At 38.1% G+C, this 25,205-nt stretch carries 18 protein-coding genes and 6 tRNA genes; 10 read left to right on the top strand and 14 right to left on the bottom strand.

All coding sequences use genetic code 11. The annotated features are described in order from the left end of the window. Positions 1-93 precede the first annotated feature (93 nt). From yccS to I7H67_RS03800, 4 genes are all read left to right on the top strand, one after another. Positions 94-2,268, top strand: a complete 2,175-nt coding sequence (yccS, locus tag I7H67_RS03815; RefSeq protein WP_198307114.1) for a YccS family putative transporter — start codon at positions 94-96, stop codon at positions 2,266-2,268. A gap of 100 nt (positions 2,269-2,368) precedes the next feature. After that, on the top strand, positions 2,369-2,944 hold the full coding sequence (locus I7H67_RS03810) for an SdpI family protein (RefSeq protein WP_013196917.1): 576 nt from the start codon (positions 2,369-2,371) through the stop codon (positions 2,942-2,944). Between the two features lie 155 nt (positions 2,945-3,099). Then, positions 3,100-5,682 carry a PepSY domain-containing protein gene (locus I7H67_RS03805; RefSeq protein ID WP_198307113.1) on the top strand — a complete coding sequence of 861 codons (2,583 nt, stop codon included), beginning with the start codon at positions 3,100-3,102 and terminating at the stop codon, positions 5,680-5,682. A 114-nt stretch (positions 5,683-5,796) separates the two neighbouring features. Continuing rightward, positions 5,797-6,582, top strand: a complete 786-nt coding sequence (locus I7H67_RS03800) for a YdcF family protein (protein WP_198307112.1) — start codon at positions 5,797-5,799, stop codon at positions 6,580-6,582. Positions 6,583-6,948: 366 nt separating this feature from the next. Here I7H67_RS03800 and I7H67_RS03795 read toward each other — a convergent pair. The 8 genes from I7H67_RS03795 to I7H67_RS03760 all read right to left on the bottom strand — a co-directional run bounded on the left by I7H67_RS03795 (position 6,949) and on the right by I7H67_RS03760 (position 8,834). Then, positions 6,949-7,024: transfer RNA gene (locus I7H67_RS03795), tRNA-Val, on the bottom strand. A gap of 66 nt (positions 7,025-7,090) precedes the next feature. Then, positions 7,091-7,167 (bottom strand) — tRNA-Asp (locus I7H67_RS03790). Between the two features lie 36 nt (positions 7,168-7,203). Then, a tRNA-Val gene (locus tag I7H67_RS03785) sits at positions 7,204-7,279 on the bottom strand. A gap of 86 nt (positions 7,280-7,365) precedes the next feature. After that, positions 7,366-7,442: transfer RNA gene (locus tag I7H67_RS03780), tRNA-Asp, on the bottom strand. A gap of 47 nt (positions 7,443-7,489) precedes the next feature. Then, positions 7,490-7,566, bottom strand: a tRNA-Asp gene (locus I7H67_RS03775). A 24-nt stretch (positions 7,567-7,590) separates the two neighbouring features. Beyond that, a tRNA-Val gene (locus tag I7H67_RS03770) sits at positions 7,591-7,666 on the bottom strand. A gap of 206 nt (positions 7,667-7,872) precedes the next feature. Continuing rightward, the gene (gene elsL, locus I7H67_RS03765; RefSeq protein ID WP_198307111.1) at positions 7,873-8,376 is read right to left on the bottom strand and encodes a cell wall-recycling L,D-carboxypeptidase ElsL; all 504 of its coding nucleotides are present in this window, start codon (positions 8,374-8,376) and stop codon (positions 7,873-7,875) included. A 98-nt stretch (positions 8,377-8,474) separates the two neighbouring features. Then, a complete protein-coding gene (locus I7H67_RS03760) occupies positions 8,475-8,834 on the bottom strand; it encodes a YbaN family protein (protein WP_005309821.1) in 360 nt (119 codons plus the stop codon). A gap of 103 nt (positions 8,835-8,937) precedes the next feature. Here I7H67_RS03760 and I7H67_RS03755 point away from each other — a divergent pair, with 103 nt between their 5' ends. From I7H67_RS03755 to dapE, 3 genes are all read left to right on the top strand, one after another. Further along, positions 8,938-9,819, top strand: a complete 882-nt coding sequence (locus I7H67_RS03755) for a DUF1853 family protein (protein WP_198307110.1) — start codon at positions 8,938-8,940, stop codon at positions 9,817-9,819. A 122-nt stretch (positions 9,820-9,941) separates the two neighbouring features. Further along, entirely contained in the window at positions 9,942-10,085 is a 144-nt protein-coding gene (locus I7H67_RS03750) for an entericidin A/B family lipoprotein (protein WP_003655297.1), read from the top strand. 126 nt (positions 10,086-10,211) lie between these two features. After that, positions 10,212-11,348 (top strand): succinyl-diaminopimelate desuccinylase, encoded by a 1,137-nt coding sequence (dapE, locus tag I7H67_RS03745; RefSeq protein ID WP_198307109.1) that lies wholly within the window; start codon positions 10,212-10,214, stop codon positions 11,346-11,348. Positions 11,349-11,383: 35 nt separating this feature from the next. On the opposite strand, the gene I7H67_RS03740 is transcribed toward dapE, so the two are convergent. The 6 genes from I7H67_RS03740 to pilG all read right to left on the bottom strand — a co-directional run bounded on the left by I7H67_RS03740 (position 11,384) and on the right by pilG (position 19,992). After that, positions 11,384-11,851 (bottom strand): hypothetical protein, encoded by a 468-nt coding sequence (locus I7H67_RS03740; protein ID WP_198307108.1) that lies wholly within the window; start codon positions 11,849-11,851, stop codon positions 11,384-11,386. Beyond that, on the bottom strand, positions 11,851-16,353 hold the full coding sequence (locus tag I7H67_RS03735) for a hybrid sensor histidine kinase/response regulator (RefSeq protein WP_198307107.1): 4,503 nt from the start codon (positions 16,351-16,353) through the stop codon (positions 11,851-11,853). The genes I7H67_RS03740 and I7H67_RS03735 overlap by 1 nt, the downstream gene beginning before the upstream one ends. 147 nt (positions 16,354-16,500) lie before the next feature. Continuing rightward, positions 16,501-18,582: a methyl-accepting chemotaxis protein gene (locus I7H67_RS03730; protein WP_192455290.1), complete on the bottom strand. Its 2,082-nt coding sequence runs from the start codon at positions 18,580-18,582 to the stop codon at positions 16,501-16,503. A 44-nt stretch (positions 18,583-18,626) separates the two neighbouring features. After that, entirely contained in the window at positions 18,627-19,163 is a 537-nt protein-coding gene (locus tag I7H67_RS03725) for a chemotaxis protein CheW (RefSeq protein WP_005309806.1), read from the bottom strand. A 59-nt stretch (positions 19,164-19,222) separates the two neighbouring features. After that, complete coding sequence (locus I7H67_RS03720; RefSeq protein WP_004789266.1) at positions 19,223-19,585, bottom strand: response regulator; 363 nt, start codon at positions 19,583-19,585, stop codon at positions 19,223-19,225. A 23-nt stretch (positions 19,586-19,608) separates the two neighbouring features. Continuing rightward, positions 19,609-19,992 (bottom strand): twitching motility response regulator PilG, encoded by a 384-nt coding sequence (gene pilG / locus I7H67_RS03715; protein WP_000389061.1) that lies wholly within the window; start codon positions 19,990-19,992, stop codon positions 19,609-19,611. 285 nt (positions 19,993-20,277) lie between these two features. Here pilG and I7H67_RS03710 point away from each other — a divergent pair, with 285 nt between their 5' ends. The 3 genes from I7H67_RS03710 to I7H67_RS03700 all read left to right on the top strand — a co-directional run bounded on the left by I7H67_RS03710 (position 20,278) and on the right by I7H67_RS03700 (position 25,205). Beyond that, positions 20,278-20,913: a hypothetical protein gene (locus tag I7H67_RS03710; RefSeq protein ID WP_005309804.1), complete on the top strand. Its 636-nt coding sequence runs from the start codon at positions 20,278-20,280 to the stop codon at positions 20,911-20,913. A gap of 68 nt (positions 20,914-20,981) precedes the next feature. Beyond that, the gene (locus I7H67_RS03705; protein ID WP_107881308.1) at positions 20,982-22,091 is read left to right on the top strand and encodes an efflux RND transporter periplasmic adaptor subunit; all 1,110 of its coding nucleotides are present in this window, start codon (positions 20,982-20,984) and stop codon (positions 22,089-22,091) included. A gap of 15 nt (positions 22,092-22,106) precedes the next feature. Continuing rightward, positions 22,107-25,205, top strand: coding sequence for an efflux RND transporter permease subunit (locus tag I7H67_RS03700; RefSeq protein WP_198307106.1), 3,099 nt, complete (start codon positions 22,107-22,109; stop codon positions 25,203-25,205).

The following is a 25,205-nucleotide window of genomic DNA, read 5'->3' as shown; positions in this document are numbered from 1 at the left end:
ACAAGCTTACACTGTCTATCGTATGATTTGTGCAACATTGGTGTAGAAATACACAAATCCTTTATCACTCAGGTTGATCAGCAAGGACTTCCTTTGAAATCTTGGTTTAAACGCCTAAAAAGAGCGACTTATAACACAACATTTATGTATAACGTACGAATGCTGATAGCCTTTTCAGGAACTGCTTTCGTGCCTTATTTTTTAGGCTATCAATTAGCAACCATTCCACTCACTTTAGGTGTAGTCGCAGCAGGTTTAAGTGATATTGATGATCGCTTTTCCGTGCGAATCATGAACCTGATTTATACTTATATTGGGTTCTTCGTTACCGCTGCTTCCGTACAACTACTTTTCCCCTACCCCATGGCTTTTGCTTTAGGGTTAATTGCATCATGTATTGGCTGGATTTTACTCGGTTCATTAGGACGTCGTTACGCAACCATCTCTTATGGCTGTTTAGTTGTTTCAGTCTATACCATGCTAGGTGTGCACCTTTTTGATCATTGGTATATCCAACCTGCCCTTTTAGTTGCAGGCGCTGCATGGTATGGCCTCATTGCTACTATTAGCTTTTTATTATTTCCGGTTCGACAACTACAAGACAAACTGGCTGCGTCTTATGCATCCCTAGGCGATTTTCTTTTTGCAAAATCAAATTTGTTTGATGTAGATATGACCCCTGCCAGCTATCAGCAAAGCATGATCGAGCTGTCGTTAGAAAACGGTAAGTTAATTACGATTTTTAATGACTTAAAAACAGCTTTACTGACTCGTTTAAAAGGCGACCGTGGACAAAAAGATACCCGCCGAAGCTTACATTATTATTTTGTTGCTCAAGATATTCATGAACGTGCTGACTCAGCCCATATTGATTATCAAAAATTAGCCAAAATTTTTCAGCACAGTGATATTTTATTTAGATTCCAACGAATTTTGGCGGTTCAAGGTAAAGCTTGCCAAGAGTTAAATGAATGTATTTTGCAACACAAACCTTATAACCATAATAAAAGGTTTAAACAAAGCTTTGAAAATCTACGCCTCTCTTTAGAGAAGTTACGTCGTGATCAGCATTATGACCTTTTATGGGTAAATGCTCTTTTCGCTTTATACCAAAATTTAAAGTCTATCGATTCCCAGTTACTCAACTTGGAAACTGAACAACACATTCAATCTGATAAAGTAAAACAAGCCGAGAACCAGCTGAAAGATGATGATTTACAAGGATGGAATGATATTGTCATCCGAATAAAACAGAACCTAACTCCTGAATCTGTGCTGTTCCGCCACGCAATTCGTGTCTCGATTGTTTTGTTTATCGGATATGTCTTTATTCAAATGACCCATATTGAATATGGGTACTGGATTATGCTTACAGCTCTATTTGTAAGCCAACCCAACTTTAACGCAACCAAGCGCCGCTTACGTTTACGAATTGTTGGGACATTAGTTGGTATTGTCGTTGGACTTGCGATTATCTTCTTAATTCCTTCGACAGAAGGACAACTATTCATGTTGATATTAAGTGGAGTCCTGTTTTTTGAATTACGCAGTAAACAATATGCGCAGGCAACTGCCTTTATCACCATTTTGGCATTAATTAACTTTAATCTAGATGGTTCAGCAATGGCTGCTGCCATTCCTCGATTTGTAGATACTTTAATGGGATGTGCTTTAGCTTGGTTTGGGGTGACCTTTATTTGGCCTGACTGGAAGTTTCGACGTTTGCCTCGTAACATCAGACGCTCACTCCAAGCTCAATGTAATTATTTAGCCGAAGTTGTCAAACAATATCATGAAGGCCGTAATCATGCGCTAAATTACCGAATTGTACGTCGAGCTGCACATAATACTGATGCTGAAGTTGCTTCACTTATTTCAACTTTAGCGACCGAACCAGACTTTGACCCGACTCGTAAATCCGATATTTTTGAATTTTTATGTTTAAACCATACATTTTTAAGTTATATCGCGGCACTTGGGGCACATCGAGAAAACATTCAGGATCAAGCTGTCCTTAAACTGTTAGACCAAGCCCTTGATGATATTCAAGGGGCGCTATTAAGAGACGAAATGCCTGATCTTACAGCACAAAATATGCTCCAAACGATACGTCAACGTCTAAGCCAAAATGATGAGGATGACCAAAAATCACTCATTATTTTACAGCAGCTCTCGCTCATGCTTGGTGTATTGAACCGATTTAGTATGTTAAAACAACGGCTAAGTCATGATCTTGATAATGATGCTAGTGAGCTTGCATCATTATAAATTTGCCTCGGAATTTAGTATTAAATTGGCATAATATCCTTTCCTGACTTATGCCAATTAGTGCTAAACTTAAAACAGTTTACAATTTGTTATTTGCACTATGACCGCGAAAACTTTATACGCTTATACGCTTCAGCCTGTTCCATATGACGTGTCAGAAGCTGAGCAACGTAATGCACAGCTTCTTATCTGGCGCAGCACTAATAAAATCAGCACAAAAATTTGGGCAATTATGGGTGTCGTTTTAGCCCTAGCTATATTAGGTCTTATTTTTATTAAGAACTACTCTACTGTTTTTTGCTGGGTTGCTATTGTCGCTGTAGTACTTTACTACCTAGGTCGTAAATACGGATTAGAATGGTACGTTAAACGCAAAATGAATGAATTTCCGGTACAGGAAATCAAAGGTATTCGTTTAGGTGTACAGCCTCATGGCATCGTGATGCGTCAGCAAATGGGCCTTCAAGAAGGCGTTGGTACAATTGGATGGAAAAATATCTACGAATGGTACAACGCACCTGATTTCATTTTGGTCAATTTCAAAGTGAAAGATCCAAAAGGTCAAGAGCAGCAAGGTGCTTACATTCTACCTAAGCGCATGGATTCTAAGAACTTTTCGTTCAATACGATTCGCACTCACTTAAAAGAATCTGTAGGTGAACCAAAAACCTTGTAATTCTCGATTCTATAAAAAGCCTCCTGATGGAGGTTTTTTATTAAAGTAAAAATAAATGATAATGAAAATTAATATTATCTCCAAAATCCATATTATCTACTCAATCTTCGGCTATACTTCGTTACAAGATCTCCATCATATTTACATTTTCGACCATGTTTAAAAAAATTTTATTTCAAATTCATTGGTTTCTGGGTATTACTGCTGGCCTCATCTTATCCATTATGGGTGTAACAGGTGCAATTTATTCTTATGATCAACAAATTTTAAAATGGGTGAATTCTGATAGTTATGTTGTTCAAGCTGAAAACACTCCAAAGTTAACCCCTGCTCAGCTATATCAACATTTCAATACAACTCAGCCTGAAATTAAAATTAATAGCATTACGATTGCCAAGGGCCCCACCTCTTCCTCTGTTGTGAACATTGAAAAAGAAGGTGAACGTCGTGGTTACAATATGATGGTTAATCCATATAACGCTCAAGTTCTGCCAGATGTAAAAGGCCGAAAGTTGTTGTTACTCATACAACAAATTCATCGTAATTTAACAGCTGGTGAAGTTGGTAAACAAATTACTGGTGCATGCGCACTGATGTTAATTTACTTTGTACTCAGTGGGTTATATTTACGCTGGCCAAAAAAGCATTCTGCTCGTCAATGGCTCGCTGTTAAGCCGAAGTTGAAAGGCCGAAATTTTATTTGGGATCTACATGCTGTTGTAGGTACGTGGGTCATTATTTTTTATCTTCTTTTCGCGTGTACAGGTCTATATTGGTCTTATGACTGGTGGCGTAGTGGCATGTTCACAGTGATGGGAGTTGAACAACCTAAACCACAAGGTCATGGTGCCACTCCTCAAAATCGTGGAATGCAACAAGGTAAACAATCTGACCGTAATAACGATAAAAAATCAGAGCCTCAATTAGATAATACTCAGCTCATTACAGCACTTAATCAAACATGGAGCGGCTTCAATAGTCAGATCGGACGTGATTATTCGACACTAACATTGAACTTACCGAAAAAAGATGATGGAAAAGTTGAGTTAAACTTTGTCGATGCTACTCCACAACATGAGCGTGCACGTAACCAAGCCATCTATAATTATCAAACTGGCAACATCGAAAAGATGGAGCTTTACGAAGACAAAAAACTTAATCAAAAGATCATGAGCAGCATGTTACCAGTGCATCGTGGTAGTTTCTTTGGACCAATTTATCAATTTGTTGCAATGCTTGCTTCATTAGCAATGCCTTTGTTCTTGGTTACAGGATGGATGCTTTATCTTAAACGCCGTAAACAGAAAAAATTAACACAGGCGGCTCGTCAGTCTTTAGCTGGACAATATATTGATCCAAATGCGAAACCTTGGCTTATTACCTATGCAACTCAGACAGGTGTAGCCGAACAACTCGCTTGGAGTACAGCAACAAGTTTACAAGAAGCTCATCAACCTGTTCAGGTTAAACCTGTACAGCAGCTAACACAGTTTGATTTAGAGCAGCATGAGCAGGTTCTATTTGTGATCAGTACTTATGGTACTGGTGATGCACCAGATCTCGCCACAAGCTTTGCTAAAAAGCTTTTAAAAGCAAATCTAGATCTTAAACACATCAACTATGCTGTTTTGGCATTAGGTTCTAAAGAATATCCTGATACTTATTGTAGCTTCGGACATGCGGTAGACCTCTGGCTTAAAACTAATGGTGCTCATGCCCTCTTTAGTACAATTGAAGTTGATAATGCAAACTTAGCGGATATTCAGAACTGGAATCAGGCACTCGCGAAAGCAACTAAATTAGATTTGCATGCGGTAAATTTAGAAAAAGTATTTGATACATGGATATTGCAAAAACGCGACCTACTCAATCCAAATAGCTTAGGTCAACCTGCTTATAATATTGAGCTTAATGCAAAGCACGAAGCACTATGGCAAGCGGGTGATATTGCTGAAATTCAATCAGGTAATAGCCCTGAACGTATTCACGACTTTTTGCAGAAGCATCATATTCTTAAAAACACAAAAGTTGATTCTTTACAGATTTCAATCGAAAAAGCTCTTTGGAATAAAGATTTAACGGGCGAGATTGAACCCTTTGCGAATCTGGACCATTTATTAGAGCAGCTCCCTAACTTACCAACGCGAGAGTATTCGATTGCGAGTATTCCTTCTCAGCAAGTGCTTCGTTTGGTTGTTCGTCAACAATATGACGCATCTGGTAATTTAGGTTTAGGTTCGGGCTGGCTCACTCAACATACGCAAGTTAATAATGAAATTGCTTTACGTATTCGTACCAATGAATCATTCCATCTTATTGATGACAACCGCCCTATTATTTGTATTGGTAATGGAACTGGTATTGCTGGCTTAATGAGCCTATTACACACCCGTACTCGTCATGACTACACTGAAAACTGGTTAATCTTTGGTGAGCGTCAAAGAGCATGTGATTTCTTCTATGCATCAACTATTGAGGCATGGCAAACAACAGGAATGTTAAAACGCCTTGATTTAGCATTTTCGAGAGATCAAGAACAACGTATGTATGTTCAAGATGTAATCCGTCAGAATGCAGCAGAATTAGTAAGCTGGATAGAACGCGGTGCGGTTCTTTATGTATGCGGTAGTATTGATGGTATGGCAAGTGGAGTCGATCAAGCACTTATCGAAATTATAGGTGAAGAACAGGTAGATGAGTTAAGACAACAAGGCCGTTACCGCCGTGATGTTTATTAAAGATCAATAAAAACAAAAACCGAGTAACAGCTTAAATGCTTTACTCGGTTTTTTATTGCATTCAGAATGATTTTGCATACACTGTCTGCAATTTAAATTGCAACTCTAAGCACAATGCAAGTCAGTAAGTGGATCCGTATTTTCCTAGCAATCATTGGTTCGATTTTATTTCTAGATGGATTAGTTTTAATTTGTCTCAATAAAATTAATGTAGGCACAATTATTCCTTTCATTTTAGGTGCTTTCTTCTGCCTATATTCTTTATTTTATTATCATTTAGAACGCTTTTTCTTCTACCACTATCGCTTACATACATTTTGGCGTTTTGGGTGGCTATGCTTCTGGATATGGCTAATTGGCTTAGGCTATTTTTTTAGCTTTATTAAAGAAAATAAAGATACTTCAGATAATATTCCTCCAGTAAAAGCAATTATTGTCTTAGGAAGCGGTGTCGAAAATGGTCAACCATCTACAATTCTTGCAAAACGTTTAGATACAGCCGCCCCTTTAGCGCTTAAACAACAGCAAGCAAAAGTTGTTTTAACAGGTGGTTTAGATTTTTCAGAAAAAGAAAGCGAAGCATTAGTGATGTCTCGTTATCTTGAACAAAAGTATCATATTGCAAAAGAACGAATGATTCTTGAAGATAAAAGTACCAGTACTGAGCTTAATTTAAAAAATAGTAAACCACTATTAGCACAGCAGCACATTAACTTAAACCAACCAATTGCTATTGTGACAAGTGATTTTCATATTCCTAGAGCAGTAGCAATTGCAAAGAAACAGGGCTATACCCAAGTTTATGGAGTAGCAGCCGAAACACCTTTAGCTACTCGCTACAATGCATGGTTACGTGAATATTTCGCGTATGCGAGTGGATGGCTTCTAAACGAATATTAAAAGTAATTTAGTCGAAAAACTGCTATTCAAAAAATAGCAGTTTTTTATTTGCCAAAATATTAGCAATCAGTACAAATATAAAGTCGATCTAAGCCGAAGATAATAAATTGCAGATTAAATTCTTATATTTAGTCTCGAATGAAACAAATTTAATGAGGATTAGGAACCCATCGAAGGCATAAGTATAGAAGTACTAAAGTTAAAAAATTGAAATCAATAGAAAAATAACTCAAAGGAGTAAAACTTTATTTTTTAGAATGGAAAATTGAAAAATATATCTAGTCACATAGTAAATATGTTTACATGTAAGCAAAAGATATTTATGGAAGAATTAATTTAGGAAATTAAATTTTCTGAAAGAAATAATGGTGGGCGCTGACGGGATCGAACCGCCGACATTCTGCTTGTAAGGCAGACGCTCTACCAACTGAGCTAAGCGCCCTTAATGAGAAAAGATAGCGAATGTATCTTTATACTCTACATTCTCTAAACAAGGGAATCAAGAGAATGGCGCAGCGGACGGGGCTCGAACCCGCGACCCCCGGCGTGACAGGCCGGTATTCTAACCAACTGAACTACCGCTGCACTACAATACTTTAAAATAAAGTATGGTCACATATATGGTGGGCGCTGACGGGATCGAACCGCCGACATTCTGCTTGTAAGGCAGACGCTCTACCAACTGAGCTAAGCGCCCTAGAAGAAAACTAATTATTCATTAATTTTTTGATTTAAAATTTTTACATTTCAAACCTTCTTCCAAACACAACCCGAACTGAAAAGTGGCGCAGCGGACGGGGCTCGAACCCGCGACCCCCGGCGTGACAGGCCGGTATTCTAACCAACTGAACTACCGCTGCACTTTCACAATATCGAAATTGTGGGGTAAACGATGTTAAGTCTTAAGTGGCGCAGCGGACGGGGCTCGAACCCGCGACCCCCGGCGTGACAGGCCGGTATTCTAACCAACTGAACTACCGCTGCACTTGAGAGCTTAACGTAAAGGCTTGGTGGGCGCTGACGGGATCGAACCGCCGACATTCTGCTTGTAAGGCAGACGCTCTACCAACTGAGCTAAGCGCCCTTAACGTCTTCATCGTTTGTGAGGTGCATTATAGAGAATCTTTAACAGGTGTCAAACGCTTTTCGACTTCTTTTTAAAAAAATGCGAATGAATGATTAAAAATAAGTCATTATTAAGTAAAAAACAATTTTTTGTATTTTATTTAAACACTTATTTCAATATTTACCACATTTGCACAGCTCATCAAGATTAGATAAAACTCGCTCTCAGGTTAAAGATTGTTCAGATAAATAAACTAACGCATCTTCAGTAACTAAATCAAATAGCTCAATGATTTCTTCATTACGCATTCGAACGCAGCCATGTGACATTGGCACCCCCATTGGTTGCGTGTCTGGCGTTCCATGAATGTAAATGTAACGCTGCATGGTGTCGTGACCTTCGCCTTTATTAAAACCTTCTTCTAGTCCATCTAACCAAAGAATACGAGAAAGTATCCAGTCTCGCTGAGGATATTGGGTAGCTAACTCAGTGCTATAAACCTCCCCCGTTGGCTTACGTGCAATAAAAACTGCATTTTGTGGGGACTCGGCACCAATTTTCTTTGCTACTCTATGCCATCCGCGCGGTGTTCTACCCGTGTTTTCCTGCTCACCAATTCCATTCTTTCCTGTAGAAATGACATAGAACTTATTATGTTTAGGCAAAGTTAATGTTTGGTTTGCTAAATCGATAAGAACATCCGCATCTTCGAGCTTAAATTGAGACATTGAACTTATTCTCTTATATCAACTCAAATACATTGAGTTTAATTAAAAAATTGTTGTAAGGGCTTGTCTTACACTGGAAATAAAAGATTATCAATCTTTTATTTTGGCTCAGGGCGTAGCCATAACCAAACTGCAACGATGAACATAGTAAGATCAGTAAAAACCTTGACTAAAAGTGGTGCTGAAGTGAATAGCATGATAATTCCGCTAATCGCCATCATTATGCTTGCAATCCACTTCGCTTTACGAGGCACTGTGCCATTGGCTCGCCAATCACGTAGCGTTGGACCATATTTAGGATGATTTAACAACCAATTATCCATTTGTGGCCAGCCTTTTGACGCAGCCCAAGCAGCCAGAATCAAAAACACTGTTGTTGGCATACCTGGTAAAATTGCTCCAATAATGCCTAGCGTGATAAAAATCACGACCAAAGAGCGCCAGAACAATGTTCGCATATATAAACCTTAACCTGCTGTTAGCGTTAGTATAAAGTGTTTTTCTAATATTTTTTGTTGATCCGTTATGAAATTAGGATGAATTACTTCGAGTATTAAATGTATGAATATTGCCTCAGTTAAAACGTCCTATTTCGAGCCATGGCTTCAATTTCAACATCCTATAGTTAGACAACTCGCTTTTTGTATTGCTAGTCCAAATTTACTTTGTCAAATACCAAAAAGCTTAGATATACAACATCATTTCAAGTTACATACAAGTGAGTTTTGGGAGGTTCATTTTCAAAACTATTTGCCGCGTTTGAAAGAGCTTGATCAAACTCCAGAGCCTTTAATTCGGTTTTTATCTCAGCTTAAAAGTACACGCTTAGGTTTACGCTTTGAGCATCTACTCTGGTTTTGGTTGCAAGAGGATCAGTATCACTCCTATCAACTATTAGGACATAGTATTCAAAAAATTGAGGGAGCAAAAACTTTAGGAGAACTAGATTTTTTAATTTTAAATAAAGAAACTCAAGAAATTGAACATTGGGAGGTAGCCTTAAAATATTATCTCGGTGAGGCAGATTTACATTTAGAACAATGGATTGGCTTAAACCGTCAGGATACTTTAAGCAAAAAGCTTTATCATTTTACGAACAAACAATTTCAGTTTTCTGAAGCCTTAAACTTTGAAATTCAACAACGTTTTTCAGTTTTAAAGGGTCAGCTTTATCTTCCTCTAGATTTAAATTTAAAACAGCCGCTACCTGACTGGATAAATTTACAGCGTCGTTTAGGGTATTGGGGCACCACAATTCCTCATTCTTCTTTTTATCGACTAGAAAGACAGGAATGGCTGTGTCCAAATAAACAACCTAGTTCCGCCCCAGCACATTGGTGGACAGACGGTTTATATTGTAAAAATGGTCAGGAATTTCTGTTTTATATGTTTAGACATCCTTCATATTTAAAATTTAAGTCCAACTTCCAGAAATTTAAATAATTAACAATAAATTTAAGATTCTAGAAACATTTTATAACGTTTTTACTATTAAACAGTCATGTTTCTTTTTCCGTTTGTTTTTTAATCTAAATTTACTTCATTATTAAATTTAAACGGAGAAAATGATGAAAAAAGTTTTAGCTGCTTCTGTCATGATTGCTGTTGTTTTAACAGGCTGTAATACGTTTAAGGGTTTTGGTAAAGATGTTTCTAAAGCAGGTGATGCTGTAACGAATACTGCTGAAAAAACACAAGATAAAATGTAAGTTAGAGTTATCACTAAAAAAACCTTATCGTTCTGATAAGGTTTTTTTATTTTTACGTACCCATCACGTAGAGATTCGCCTATTATATCGGACTATATTTCACCTGATCAGCACGCAATTTCCGGTATGAACCATTCAGATACTCTCTCGCTTAGCCTAGAACTTTTACAACAACCTTCTGTTACTCCAGTTGATCATACTTGCCAGACCATCATGGCAGACCGCTTACGCCAAGTTGGTTTTCATATTGAACCAATGCGTTTTGGTGATGTAGATAATCTCTGGGCACGTCGTGGAACTGAAGAGCCTGTATTTTGTTTTGCAGGTCATACTGATGTCGTTCCGACAGGTAAATTAGAAGCTTGGAATTCAGATCCATTTGCACCTGAAATCCGCGATGGAAAATTATATGGTCGCGGTTCGGCAGATATGAAAACAGCTTTGGCAGCTATGGTTGTCGCATCTGAGCGTTTTGTAGCAAAACATCCAAACCATAAAGGTTCTATCGCATTCCTGATTACTTCAGATGAGGAAGGCCCTGCTGTTAATGGTACGGTCAAGGTTATTGAGACTCTTGAAGAACGTAACGAAAAAATTAAATGGTGTTTAGTAGGTGAACCCTCAAGTACTCATAAATTAGGTGATATTGTTAAAAATGGGCGTCGTGGTTCACTTAATGCAGTATTAAAGGTTCAAGGTAAACAAGGCCATGTTGCTTATCCACATTTAGCACTTAACCCAATTCATGAAGCATCACCCGCTTTAACAGAGCTATGCCAAACCGTTTGGGATAATGGAAATGAATATTTCCCAGCAACATCATTTCAGATTTCAAATATTCATGCTGGAACTGGTGCAACCAACGTAATTCCGGGTACTTTAGAAGTTACTTTTAACTTCCGTTATTCAACAGAAGTGACAGCTGAACAGCTTAAACAACGTGTTCATGAGATTTTAGATAAACACGGTTTAAAATATGAAATTATTTGGAATTTGTCTGGTTTACCTTTCCTGACTCCAATCGGTGAACTGGTTAATGCCGCTCAAACTGCTATTTTAAATGTAACTGGTACTGAAACTGAGCTTTCAACAAGTGGTGGTACTTCGGACGGACGTTTTATTGCTCCGACAGGTGCACAGGTATTGGAGTTAGGAGTTCTTAACGCAACAATTCATCAAATTAATGAACATGTTGACGTGCATGACCTCGATCCCCTGACTGATATTTATGAGCAAATTTTAGAAAATTTATTAGCTAAATAAAAATTAAAAAAGGAACTCAAATGAGTTCCTTTTTTTTATAGATGAAGCGAGTTTTGGATATATTGCAAATTAGGAACGTGGTAGCGTTGATTCTCCATTCGCACATATTTAAATACACTTGGATTCTGTAAAGTATCTTGTATATCTTCATTTTCATCTACGACTTCAGAAATACGTAAACGAACTGAAGCTGGCATCGATTTGCAGATGAGTGCAAAACGTTGGCTGATATCTTCACTTTCAATAACCAATGCCACCGCTCGCGAGTCAATTTCATTGTGCAATGAATAGACCGGAAGCTTTACGTCATGCCATTCAATATGCTTAATACCATTTTTAACATCCATCGCTGATAACACGATGTTTTGTGGCAATAGCATCGGCACTTGCTGATCGCACTCAATAATATACGCATCAATAAAACCGGTTGAAACAGTAATTAAATGTTGAAGTTCTTGCTGATCCATTTCATTAATTAATGATGTACTTATCTGATTTTTCATTAGGCAAGCTCCTCTTCACGTGTCGTGAAAAAAGCATCAATATTGTGAAGTAAGTCTTCTTCTTGGAAAGGTTTACCCATGTATTGGTTAACTCCTAAAGCAAATGCTCGTTCACGGTGTTTTTCACCAGTTCTTGATGTAATCATAATGACTGGCATATGTTGATGTAGATCATGATGTCGTACGAGGTTAAGTACCTCAAAACCATCCATTCGCGGCATTTCAATATCAAGCAACATTAGATCTGGCTTAATATTTTCCAACTGCTCAATTGCATCAATACCATCTTTAGCAGTGACTACGTCATAGCCCTGACGTTCGAGTAAACGAGTCGTTACCTTACGGACTGTAACAGAGTCATCTACAATCATAATGAGACGGCGTTCGTCAGACTCGCGTTGTCTATAGACAGTCTCATTGAGCGACTTATGTCGACGAGTAGACTGAATTTGGCGAGCAATATTTTGTCCATCTAAAATTAGACAAACTTGACCATCACCTAAAATAGTTGCACCTGCAATCGCACCAATACTAGAGAACTGCTGCCCGATTGGCTTAACTACAATCTGCGCACGTGAACCAATAAGTTGATCAACCAATAATGCAATGGTTTGCCCATTATTGGCCTTAATCATTAATACTGGTAGCGAATACATCATCCCACTTAAACGTGGAATCGGTTGATTACCAACAAACTCAGATAAATAGCGTAATGGATAGCGTTTATTTTCAAATTCAAAGAACTCTTGTGCACTTCCAAAATACTGTTCTAACGATGTTGGTGAAACTCGAACAATTCGATCGATTTGAGCTAACGGAATTGCAAATTGTTGATCAGCAACTTTAACCATCAAGGCATCACTAACAGCTACTGTGGTTGGAACACGTATGGTAAAGATTGTTCCTTGCCCATAAACAGAGTCAACAGTCACATGTCCGCCCAAAGCTTTAATATCACTTTGTACAACATCAAGCCCTACACCACGACCTGAAATCTGAGTGACTTGATCGGCTGTACTTAACCCTGGATGGAAAATCAACTGCAAAATATCTTGATGTTCTAATACTTGTTCAGAATTAATCAAACCAGACAAGAGAGCCTTTTGACGGACCTTCTCAATATCAATACCTCGACCATCATCTTTAAACGTAACAACAACATCCGTACCTTGACGGTGAATATTTAGTTCAATACGTCCAGTTTCTGGTTTTTTTGCTTGTTCGCGTTGCACACGATCTTCTAGACCGTGGTCAATTGCATTTCGAAGCATGTGCTCAAGCGGTGTAACCAAACGCTCTAGCATTGTCCGGTCTAGCTCACCTTCGGTATTATTAACAAAAAGTTCTGCTGGTCGATCCAATGCAGTAGAAGTCTGTCTCACAATTCGTTGTAAACGAGGTAGCAATCGAGAGAATGGTACTAATCGCGTTCGCATTAGCCCTTCTTGAATTTCAGCCTGAATACGTGATTGCTGTACCAATAAACTTTCGGTATCTCTGATTTTTTCGGATAATGTATTTTTGAAATCGACTAAGTCGGATGCAGATTCGGCAAGTGATTTCGATAATTGATTCAATGAAGAATATTGATCCATCTCTAGAGGATCAAATTCTGTATAACGAGAGTGCTCAATACCGTGTTTTGCAATAATCTGGGTTTCTAATTCGCCTTCCATTCGACGTAACTGATCTGCAAGTCGTTGAATGGCTAATTCCATTTCTACGAGCGTATGACCAAATTGACTTAGATCCATTTCAATTCGTGAACGGTTAATCGAATTTTCACCAGACAAATCAATCATTTTCTCGATTAAATCTGCTGAAACACGAATCATCTCATTGTTTTGTTCAAGATGCTGGGTATGTTCCCATGCACCCATCATTGGCGGTGGTTCTGTACCATCACCTTGTACAAAACTCATTACAGGTTCCGTGCCAAATAGATCAGTTCTAGTCAATTTACTCGGAATTTGAATTGCCGTTTCAATAAACTGAATATTTTCTAGACTATGCTGTAAACCATCGAAATGTTGATAATTTTGCTTAAAAATTGCCTCTTTTAACCAGACAATTGCACTCTCTAATAGGTTGTCATAAATATTTGAACTAAAATGATAAAGCGCAAATTTTTCAAAAGCATTCTCAAGTTGATAAGCAATTGCTTGCACAGTTTCTAGTCCCAACATACGGGACCCCCCCTTCAAACTGTGCACTGCTCTTTGTAGCTGAAGCAAGATACTACGATTGGTACGCTGCTCAAACCACTGCTTTAACAGATGATCGGCCATCTCTAACAGCTCGGCCGCTTCCTCCATAAATGTCTGCTCGACAACAGAATCAATATCCTGATCTTGGATACTGTCTGTATAGCCTTCTGCATCAAAAATTTGTAATTCTGTGTGCTCAACAAGTCGAGTATTAGACTCAACAATCTGCTCAAAATTAGAAGTTAACTCATCGAGATTTAACGCAGTATCGTGTATAGCTTCTTGCTGTAATACTTCAACATTTAATTCTGATATAACATCTGTTTCAGACTCTGCTTGCATCTCTTCAACAACAGAGCCAAGTGACTCATATACCTTACCGGCACTCTTAAGCGCTTGAATAGTATGAAAAGCAGCATAATCGAGGTGCTGCTCACGTACTATTTGTAGACGGTCAGCTAAATCATCTTGAACCAGACGGATAAAATCAATAAGAGCAGATGAAGCAACCAACTGTCTTTGAATTATGCGCTCATAAATACTTTCTAATTCATGTGCAATTAAACCAATATAATTTGCCTGAATCATATTTGCCCCACCTTTTAAGGTATGCAAATAACGCATCAGGTTATTAAGAGCAGCAAAGTTCTCTTGATCATTAACCCAAATATTAAGATCTGTATCCATTCCTTCAAGCAACTCATCAGCTTCTTCAAGAAAAATATCTAACAGTTCTGGATCAAAATAACGATTTACGTGCTCAGTAGTCATGAACTGGCGATCTAAATGCATACTCTGACTCATTGCTACATGATCAGTTAATACACTTTCGATAGATGCCGGAGATTCATCTGATGTTTGTTCTACATCAACACTAAATAATGATTCAACAACATCCTGATTATCTAATGGTTCAGAATTAAGGCTTGGAATATGTTGGGTATATAGTTTTAGCTCTTCCAAAACATTTTGGTGTTGCTCAATAATACTAACTCTTTGACCCGCAGCTAATGCGTCAAATAACTGAATTAATTGTTGATGTGCTTTCTGATAAATTTCAAAAACATAATCTGATTGCAATAAATCAGGTCGATCAAGCAATACATCATAGCTATCTTTTAGTTGGTTCGTATATTCATATAAACCAACCATGGCCTGAGACTGAGTATGTTGCAGTAACAAGTTAGCTTGTTCACTTAATCGTTCAAGATAGTGAGGAAACTCAGAACGAATTCCCTTCTCAAAATCTAACTCTGCATCAAGTAATTCTGAAACATTGAGCTGTAACAGCTGAGATACCAGACCATGTGGAGGCATGAGTGGGCTTGAATGCTCCCCATGCTGCTCCATATACGCATCCCAAACCTGATTGAATTGTTTCAGGTCAGAATCTAATTGGTCATTAGAGCAGTGTGCAGCTAATAGATCTAAACAATTTCGAATAAACTTTCTGTAATCACGGAGTAATAATATCTCTTCTGAATGAGAAGAAAGTTCTTCTTGTAATAAGATTTTGAATAAATGCTCAACCTTCGTACTAGCATCAAAAATTGCTTCTACCTGAGCCATTGCCGAGCTACCGCGCAATGTATGTAATGCACGGATGAGCGCATTATAACTTTCGTGCTGATGTATTTCTTGTTCTAAAAATTGATCAATAGTCGCTAAATGCTCTTCCGCTTCCTCCATAAATAAAACTAAGGTTTCAGCAAGATTATGTTCACTTTCTATCGTGGTTTCTAGGGTTAAATTATCTGACACCGGCTCTAAATCATTCACCTCTAAACCAGTCTTAGTTTCCACAGTGAGAGTATCAGACAATAATAAAAGTTCTTCTAAAGCGGGCTCTAAACTTTGCTGTTGTTGTAATTGTTGTCCCAATAAAATAAGAGGTCTAAAATCTACTGTATGTTCCTTTTTAGATTTAAAGTCATCTACTAATTTAAAGAAATAGAATTTAAATACCAACTGAACATATTGTTGGATGTTAGGAGTTAATGTGAGACTCTCATTGATGATCCGATTAAGCGTATCTTCTACAGTCCAAGCAAGCTCAGCAGAAGATTTCGCTGCAATCATTCGCCCTGAACCTTTCAAGGTATGAAAATGGCGACGGATCTCAGTCAGCGTAGCAACATTTTTAGATTGCATCCATTCATGAATCAAAGATTGCAATTCAACAAAAATTTCTTCAATTTCTTCAACGAAGATATCAAGAAATTCAGCATCTTGTTGAGAATAGCTATCTTCCGGTAGCATCATTGCTTCAGTTAAAGTTTTTAATATTTCTTTCATAGCAAAGGCTTCTTTTGCTTGTCTCCTAAATGGAGAAAAACGACAGAGTCAACACCAGATAAATAACTGTGTCCCCAATATTTACCTAGCGTTGTTAATACTTTTAAAAGGATAGCTATTATAGAAACAGCTATCCTCGTCCCCAATTTAATCAGGTAATTTAAAGTCCGTTACCGATTCACGTAATGACTCTGCCATATTTGCTAATTCAGAAACCGAACGTGCTGTATCGAATGTTGCAGTTGTGGTTTGCGAAGTAATTTCTTGTACGACGGTCATGGTTGTCGCAATATGACTCGCAGATGCAGACTGAAGTTTTGCTGCATCAGAAATGCTGGCCATTAAGTTTGCCAAGTCACCCGATACTTTTTGAATCTCGTCCAAGGCAATACCCGCATCTTTTGCCAAGTTCGCTCCGCGTACAACCTCAGTTGTTGTCTGTTCCATTGAAATAACAGCTTCGTTAGTATCAGTCTGAATTGTTTTAACCAGAGTTTCGATCTGTTTAGTTGCTGATGCTGAACGTTCCGCAAGACGCTGTACTTCATCTGCAACCACGGCAAAACCACGTCCAGCCTCACCTGCCATAGATGCTTGAATTGCCGCATTTAATGCAAGAATGTTTGTTTGGTCCGCAATGTCGTTAATTAACGATACGATGTTACCAATTTCTTGTGAAGACTCACCCAAACGTTTAATACGCTTAGAAGTTTCCTGAATCTGTTCACGAATCGTGTCCATACCTTCAATTGAACGGTTTACCACTTGTGCGCCATTAGAAGCAATTTGTACCGAACGTTCTGCTACTTCGGTAGATTCCGATGCATTTGAAGATACTTGGTCAATTGATTGCGCCATTTCATTCATTGCGGTTGATGCGCCGGCAATCTCTTGTGCCTGATGCTCTGATGCTTCTGCCAACTGGTTAGTAATATTCTGAGTATCATGCGTATAGCGGGCAACTTCCTGAGAAGTTTCATGAATTCGGGATACAAGATCACGTAATTGGTCAATCGCGAAGTTAATCGAGTCGGCAATTGCTCCCGTAAAGTCTTCAGATACCGTTGCATATGAACGCAAGTCACCGTCTGCCAAGTCGGCGATTTCATCTAGTAAACGTAAAATCGCGTTTTGGTTACGGTCATATTCTTCTTGTAAGGTAGCTACACGTTGTTTATCTGCTTTACTACGAAGTGATAAAAGCTTTAAGACTGAACTAATTAAACCTAGAAGTGATAATGTAAGAAGGGCAACTAAAGCAAATGCTTTCCAACCATATTGTGTTTGCTTAGAAAGATCACCCAATACAGATAACATTTCATCAGATTCCGATAAGATCTCGCCTGATGACTGACGTACGTTTACAATCTGATCTGTATGCTGAAGAACTGATGCCGCTGCAGATTTTAAAACTTTATCATATTCAGATTTAATACCTTCCAAAGACTCACGTACTTCCGGAGACTCAACTCTAGCAACACCCAATTCAGCATTTCCGTTTAGCTGTGCATTTAAATACACACCAAACGTCTCAATATCCACACCAAAGTCATGTGCTGAGGTTTGAGAGTTTTCAGTACCAACCAAAACAGTGTTAATAGAGCGTAAAATACGTTCCGCAATAAATACTTGGTTCTTAGCAATAATCACCTGACTACTTGGTGCTTTTTCGCGAACCATCTTATCAACCATCAAGTTATATTCAGCCTGAATCTCTGGAATAGAATCACTAATCGAGATATTCATGTTATATAACTGATTAATTACATCTTGATGTGACGAGATCAAGTTAATGTCATAAGACAAAGCTTTCCACAGAACTGCAACTTTTTTGTATTCTTTTGAAGATTTACCATGAATATTTTCAACATCTTTGATGTTTTCTGCAAAAAGTTTATTTGATTCCGCTAACTCTTTCATAGCTTTAGGTGAACCAGAAGCCGTTGCTTCAGTAGCCTGTCTAGAAATCGTCTGTGACAATAAACGCAACTCACCTAAACTACGTGTTAATTCGTTATGTCGAGGTACGCTATAAAATAAATAAACGAGCGAAGTTAAAGCAAATACCAAACATAACAACGCTACATAAAGGATAGGCTTGGACTTTTCACTTTCCCCAAATAAACTGGCGTATTGCTCAATTCCTGACTGGATTTTTGCAATAAAATTGAGACCCGATTTTTCGGACGCAACACGATTGCCGCCTTTCTTTTTAAGCTTAAAGCCCATAGCTTCTCCCCAGAAAATACTCTGTTTTTCACAGCGTAAAAAAATTAGTTTATAAATTTTGTCGATGCATTCATGTAATGTGGGTTTTGCAATAAACGACTAAATAAAAAGACATGCCAATGCTGGTTATGTTGGTGAAAATAACCTTGGCAATAATCTTTTAGGTTTTCCTCTAAGTCTAAGCTTTGAGAAAAAAAACTTTTTTTATTAAAGTGCTGAATCCCCAAGACCTGATCCACAACCAACCCCACATACTGGTCGTGATGGCTAATACATAACACTTTTTGGGCAGACGAAAATGTACTTCGTTGCCCTGAAATAAAATGAGCCAAATCAGAAACTGAAAGCAACCTTCCCCGAATGTTCGCTAAACCTTTTACCCAACTTTGAGCATTTGGAACTGGCGTATATTTCGGTGGATAGATAACTTCTGACACTTCCCCAAGTGGTGCGACGAAGTATTGCCCTCTCATTTCAAAAGCAATCCCTGACCATCGCTGTGCTTCATTTTGAACTGAAGCGTAATTCTTATTACCCCGTTTAGACAAACGAAGTAACTCGATAAATCCATTCGCTGCCATACTCGATCCTATAAAACGGGCAGATAATCCCGTTATTTATGTTTTTATGGATGGATGAGTTAATTTAGAAATTGTTTAATTACATCAATCAATTGCTTTTCTTCGATAGGTTTAATCAGATAATCGATTGCACCTTGACGCTTACCCCATACTCGGTCAGTTGCCTGATCTTTAGTACTCACAATAACAACAGGAATATGCTTAGTGTCTTCATCGCGGGTAATCTGACGTGTTGCCTGAAAACCATTTACACCAGGCATAACAACATCCATTAACACTAAGTCAGGCTGTTCAGCTTTTGCTAAAGTTACACCATCTGCACCATTAGATGCTTCAAGTACGTCATAGCCGTGCTTGGTTAGAATTTCTCTAAAACGATAAGTTTCTGTTGGTGAGTCATCAACAATAAGAATACGTGCCATTTCTTTGCCCTTAAATTACTTAATTATGAACTTACATGATTACGAATCGCGTTTAACAATTCGTCTTTGCTAAAAGGTTTCGTCAAGTATTCATCTGAACCTACCACACGCCCTTTTGCCTGATCAAATAAACCATCTTTACTAGAGAGCATGATAACGGGAATGTTCTGATAATTTTGAGAGTTTTTAATCAAAGCGCAAGTTTGATAACCGTCTAAACGAGGCATCATGATATCGACAAAAACAATATCTGGATTTGCCTCTGCAATTTTGGACAAAGCTTCAAATCCATCCACCGCAGTAATTACTTCACAGCCTTCTCGCTGTAATAAAGTTTCGGCTGTTCGGCGAATGGTTTTTGAGTCATCAATTACCATTACTTTCAGATTTTGGAATGCATCTTCCATTTAATCTTCCATCCCCATAAATATAAAATATAAATGCAATTTAACTTAAATTTGTTTTTACGCATTTATACGCATTTTTAACATATCTCACAGTCTATTTTCAATGAGGCATTTTTGTCTACTTTCTCATTTATAAACAATAACTTTTAACCTCATCACACTTTAATTAAAATTATCATTTTTTTTATAATGACTATATTTTTATTCAGCTAAATAATAACTAATATATTAAAGATTAATTATTTAAAAATAAGCGATTTAGCTTTCTTTTTTTGGGGATTTTCAATGAATAATCGGATGAAATATGCCTTTTATAGGAACTGCTTGTCTGTATCTATAGGCATTATTTCCTTCGGTTCGCTCTGTTTTTCAACAACCTTGGCTCTAGCAGATACTTCTAAAGTGGTCTGGTATCGTTATTATGATCAACACGGTACTGCCAATATCAGTACATCTGTCACTCCTGCTCACATTCGTTACGGTTATGAAGTTCTAGATCAAAATATGCAAGTGATTAAAAGAAATCACTCTTATAGTGCCGAGGCTGATTTAAATCAATCAGGTCAACGAGCATTATCGGCACGGCATAGAGAACTAGATATCAAATTAAAAAATGCTTATAGCAATAGTAAGACAGCCATGCTTAAAAGAGATCAAGCATTACTTGCTATAAAGAAGCAAATTAACTATCAAGAGGAACAACTCGACCAGTTACAACAAGACAAAATTTTATTTAAGCGTCAAGAAATGGAATATTTCAGAAAGCGAGAAGTCATTCCTGAACGACATAAGACTTTGATTGAAAACAATCTAAATAATATTTACAAAGTCAAACAGACACTTGAAACACTTTCCAAGACTTACAAACGTACCAATAGCGAGTATGAAAACATTATCGAGCGTTTAAAAAAGCTTGAATAACTGTAAAGGTTTATCAAGAATAGGGGCAAAATAAAATTTGAATTATAGGATGATGCTGTATGCACAAGATGCATCTCACCCCTTCCACTATTTTTAAACTGAGTATTATTAGTTTATGTTTGATTTTAGCTGCATGTAATCAGCAAGAAACGACTAAAACAACGGCATCAGCTCCAGCAAAAATTGAACTCATTCCCCAAGACCTAATTGCAGTTAAAGAAGGAGCACTTGACTCTCAAACTGCATTTACGGGAACCATCCGTGCGGTTCAGCAAAGTTCAATTCAGGCTCAAGTGAGCGCCACAGCGACGACTGTAACTACAAATGTTGGTCAACAGGTACAAAAAGGCCAAGTTTTAGTGAGATTGAATAATCAGGACAATGTTGCACGTTTAGCACAAGCGCGCGCCAACCTCGCATCAGCTCAGTCACAAGCTGAACTTGCACGCAATTTAATGAACCGAAAGCAACGACTTTTTAATCAGGGGTTTATTGCTCGTGTCGAGTTTGAACAGAGTCAGGTTGACTATAAAGGACAACTTGAAAGTGTAAAGGCCCAACAAGCGAATGTTGATATTGCTCGTAAGGCTGATCAAGACGGCATTATTACCAGCCCAATTTCAGGCGTCATTACTAAACGACAAGTCGAACCTGGTCAGACCGTATCAGTTGGTCAAACCTTATTTGAAATCGTAAATCCAGACCAACTTGAAATACAAGCCAAGCTACCAATTGAACAGCAGTCTGCTCTTAAAGTCGGTAGCAGCATTCAATATCAGATTCAAGGAAATTCTAAACAGTTAAATGCGACGCTTACACGTATTTCACCTGTTGCAGATCAAGACAGCCGACAAATCGAATTTTTTGCCGTTCCTAAAGAAAAAATTGATTCGTTAAGCATTGGCGCTTTCATTAATGGAAATATTCTCCGCAATGACACTCAGCAAGGCCAAACGATTCCTTTAGACAGCATTCAAAATATGCAACATGATCCTTTTGTATGGGTGGTACGTAATCACACCATTCAAAAAGTTAAAATTCGTGTGATTGAACAGCGCTATAACGACAATATTGCTTTAGTTGATGGCCTACAACGCACAGATCTAGTGAGCCGTATTCAATTTGAAGATTCCGACATTAATAAAAAAGTGACGGTTACAACCGAAAAAAATAAATAAGGTAGAAAATAGCATATGTGGTTTACTCGAATCAGTGTGAAATACCCCGTTTTTACTATTATGATGATGATCAGCTTAATGGTACTCGGGTTGGCTTCTTGGAAACGTATGACGGTGGAAGAGTTTCCGAACGTTGATTTCCCATTCGTAGTAGTGACTACGCAATATGCTGGTGCTTCACCTGAAGCTGTCGAATCAGATATTACAAAAAAACTCGAAGATCAGATCAATACAATTTCTGGGATTAAACAAATCACTTCACGCTCAAGTGAAGGCTTTTCAATGATTGTGGCTGAGTTCAATCTCGATACTTCATCGGCCCTTGCAGCACAAGATGTTCGTGACAAAATTGCTCCTGTCACAGCCCAATTTCGTGATGAAATTGATACACCGATTGTACAACGCTACGACCCCTCCTCTAGCCCGATCATGTCAGTTGTATTTGAATCAAATAGCATGAGTTTGGCTCAATTAAGTTCATATGTAGATAAACGTATCGTGCCGCAGCTTAAAACTGTGTCTGGTGTCGGTAATGTGAATTTATTGGGGGATGCCAAACGGCAAATACGAATAAAAATTCTTCCTGAGCAATTGCAAAGTTACGGCATTGGTATTGATCAGGTCATTAATACGCTAAAAAATGAAAATATTGAAGTTCCCGCAGGAACCTTACAACAAAAGAATTCTGAACTGGTTGTACAGATTCAATCAAAGATCATTCATCCACTTGCTTTTGGTGATTTGGTGATTGCCAATAAAAATGGTTCACCAATTTTTCTAAAGCAAGTTGCAACTATTGAAGATACACAAGCCGAACTACAATCAAGCGCATTTTATAATGGAAGAACAGCAGTCTCTGTCGATATTTTAAAGAGTTCCGATGCCAATGTGATTCAGGTTGTCGATAAAACCTATCAAACTTTAGAGAAATTAAAAACACAAATGCCTGCGGGTTTAAACTACAAAGTTGTGGCCGATAGCTCCAAAGGAATTCGTGCTTCAATTAAAGATGTGACCCGTACCATTATTGAAGGTGCTGCCTTAGCAGTTTTAATTGTTCTATTATTTTTAGGCTCTTTCCGCTCTACCGTTATTACAGGCTTAACCTTACCGATTACTTTGCTAGGAACCTTAACTTTCATTTGGGCTTTTGGTTTTAGCATTAATATGATGACGTTATTGGCCCTATCGCTCAGTATTGGTCTATTAATTGATGATGCGATTGTGGTTCGGGAAAACATCGTAAGACATACTGAACTTGGCAAAGATCATGTGACTGCTGCCTTAGAAGGCACGAAAGAAATCGGTTTAGCCGTACTCGCAACCACGCTTACCATTGTGGCCGTATTTTTACCTGTCGCCTTCATGGGCGGGTTGATTGGACGTTTCTTTTATCAGTTTGGTGTAACGGTGAGTACAGCCGTTTTAATTTCAATGTTTATTAGTTTTACGCTTGATCCGATGCTTTCTGCTCACTGGAAAGATCCAGTCAAGAAAAAAGATAATTGGTTACAACGCTTTTTTAACCATATTTCTAATGTGTTAGATCGACTGACTCATGTTTATGAAAAGCTCTTAAAGCTGGCTTTACGTTTCCGTTTCATCACAGTCATTATTGCAATTGTTTCATTATTTACTGCATTAGGACTGTCTAAACTGATTGGGACCGAATTTGTACCTACCCCAGATAAAGGTGAAGTTCGTATTCAGTTTGAAACTCCTGTAGATGCATCCTTGGAATATACTCAAGCGAAATTACATCAAGTCGATAAAATTATTAGACAATTTCCCGATGTGGTTTCTACTTATGGCGTGGTCAACAGTGAAGTAGACTCAGGTAAAAACCATGCAGGTTTAGGCGTGACCTTAAAGCCCAAACAAGAACGTAGCTCAGATTTAAATACACTCAACAATGAGTTCCGTGATCGTTTGCAAAGTGTAGCGGGTATTCGAGTGACTTCTGTTGCCGCAGCACAAGATTCAGTCTCAGGCGGACAAAAGCCAATCATGATCTCAATTAAAGGATCTGACCTAAATGAGCTACAGAAAATTTCAGATCGTTTTATTGCTGAAATGGAAAAAATTAAAGGTGTAGTTGATTTAGAAAGCTCATTGAAAGAACCTAAACCGACTCTGGGTGTCCACATTAATCGTGTACTGGCAAGTGACTTAGGTTTATCCGTTTCTCAGATTGCCAATGCGATTCGCCCATTAATTGCGGGTGATAATGTCACAACTTGGGAAGATCGTGATGGCGAAAATTATGATGTGAATGTACGTTTAAATGAAAATAAACGTATGCTTCCGCAAGATGTGCAAAACCTATATCTCAACTCCAATAAGACCAATGCGACTGGGCAAAATATATTAGTTCCACTTAGCGCAGTTGCAACAACCGAAGAAAAACTCGGTGCTTCACAAATTAACCGACGTGATCTTGAGCGTGAAGTATTGATTGAGGCAAATACCTCAGGACGACCTAGCGGCGACATTGGTCAAGACATCGATAAAATGCAAAAGGCATTTAAACTACCTGCTGGATATACATTTGATACTCAAGGGGCAAATGCTGACATGGCTGAATCTGCTGGATATGCATTAACAGCCATCACCCTTTCAATTGTATTTATCTATATTGTTTTAGGTTCTCAGTTTAATAGCTTTATCCATCCTGCTGCAATTATGACCTCTTTACCATTGTCACTCATTGGTGTTTTTCTTGCCCTATTCTTGTTCAAAAGTACCCTAAATCTATTTTCGATTATCGGCATTATTATGTTGATGGGGCTCGTCACTAAAAATGCGATTTTGCTTATCGACTTTATTAAGAAAGCAATGGATCAGGGGACAAGCCGTTATGATGCTATTTTACAAGCGGGCAAAACTCGTTTACGTCCAATTTTAATGACGACAAGTGCTATGGTGATGGGGATGGTTCCCCTAGCTTTAGGTCTTGGTGAGGGCGGTGAACAAAGCGCACCAATGGCTCACGCTGTGATTGGGGGAGTAATTACTTCTACCCTATTGACTCTTGTGGTTGTACCCGTCATTTTCACTTATCTAGATGACTTGAAAAACTTTATGCTGCGTCAAACTCGACGATTCATGTCATAA

It is taken from the genome of Acinetobacter sp. ACIN00229 (genome assembly GCF_016106645.1).
GTDB classification, from domain to species: domain Bacteria; phylum Pseudomonadota; class Gammaproteobacteria; order Pseudomonadales; family Moraxellaceae; genus Acinetobacter; species Acinetobacter oleivorans.
Note: the sequence above shows the minus strand (reverse complement) of the source record. Positions and strands in the feature narration are given on the sequence as shown.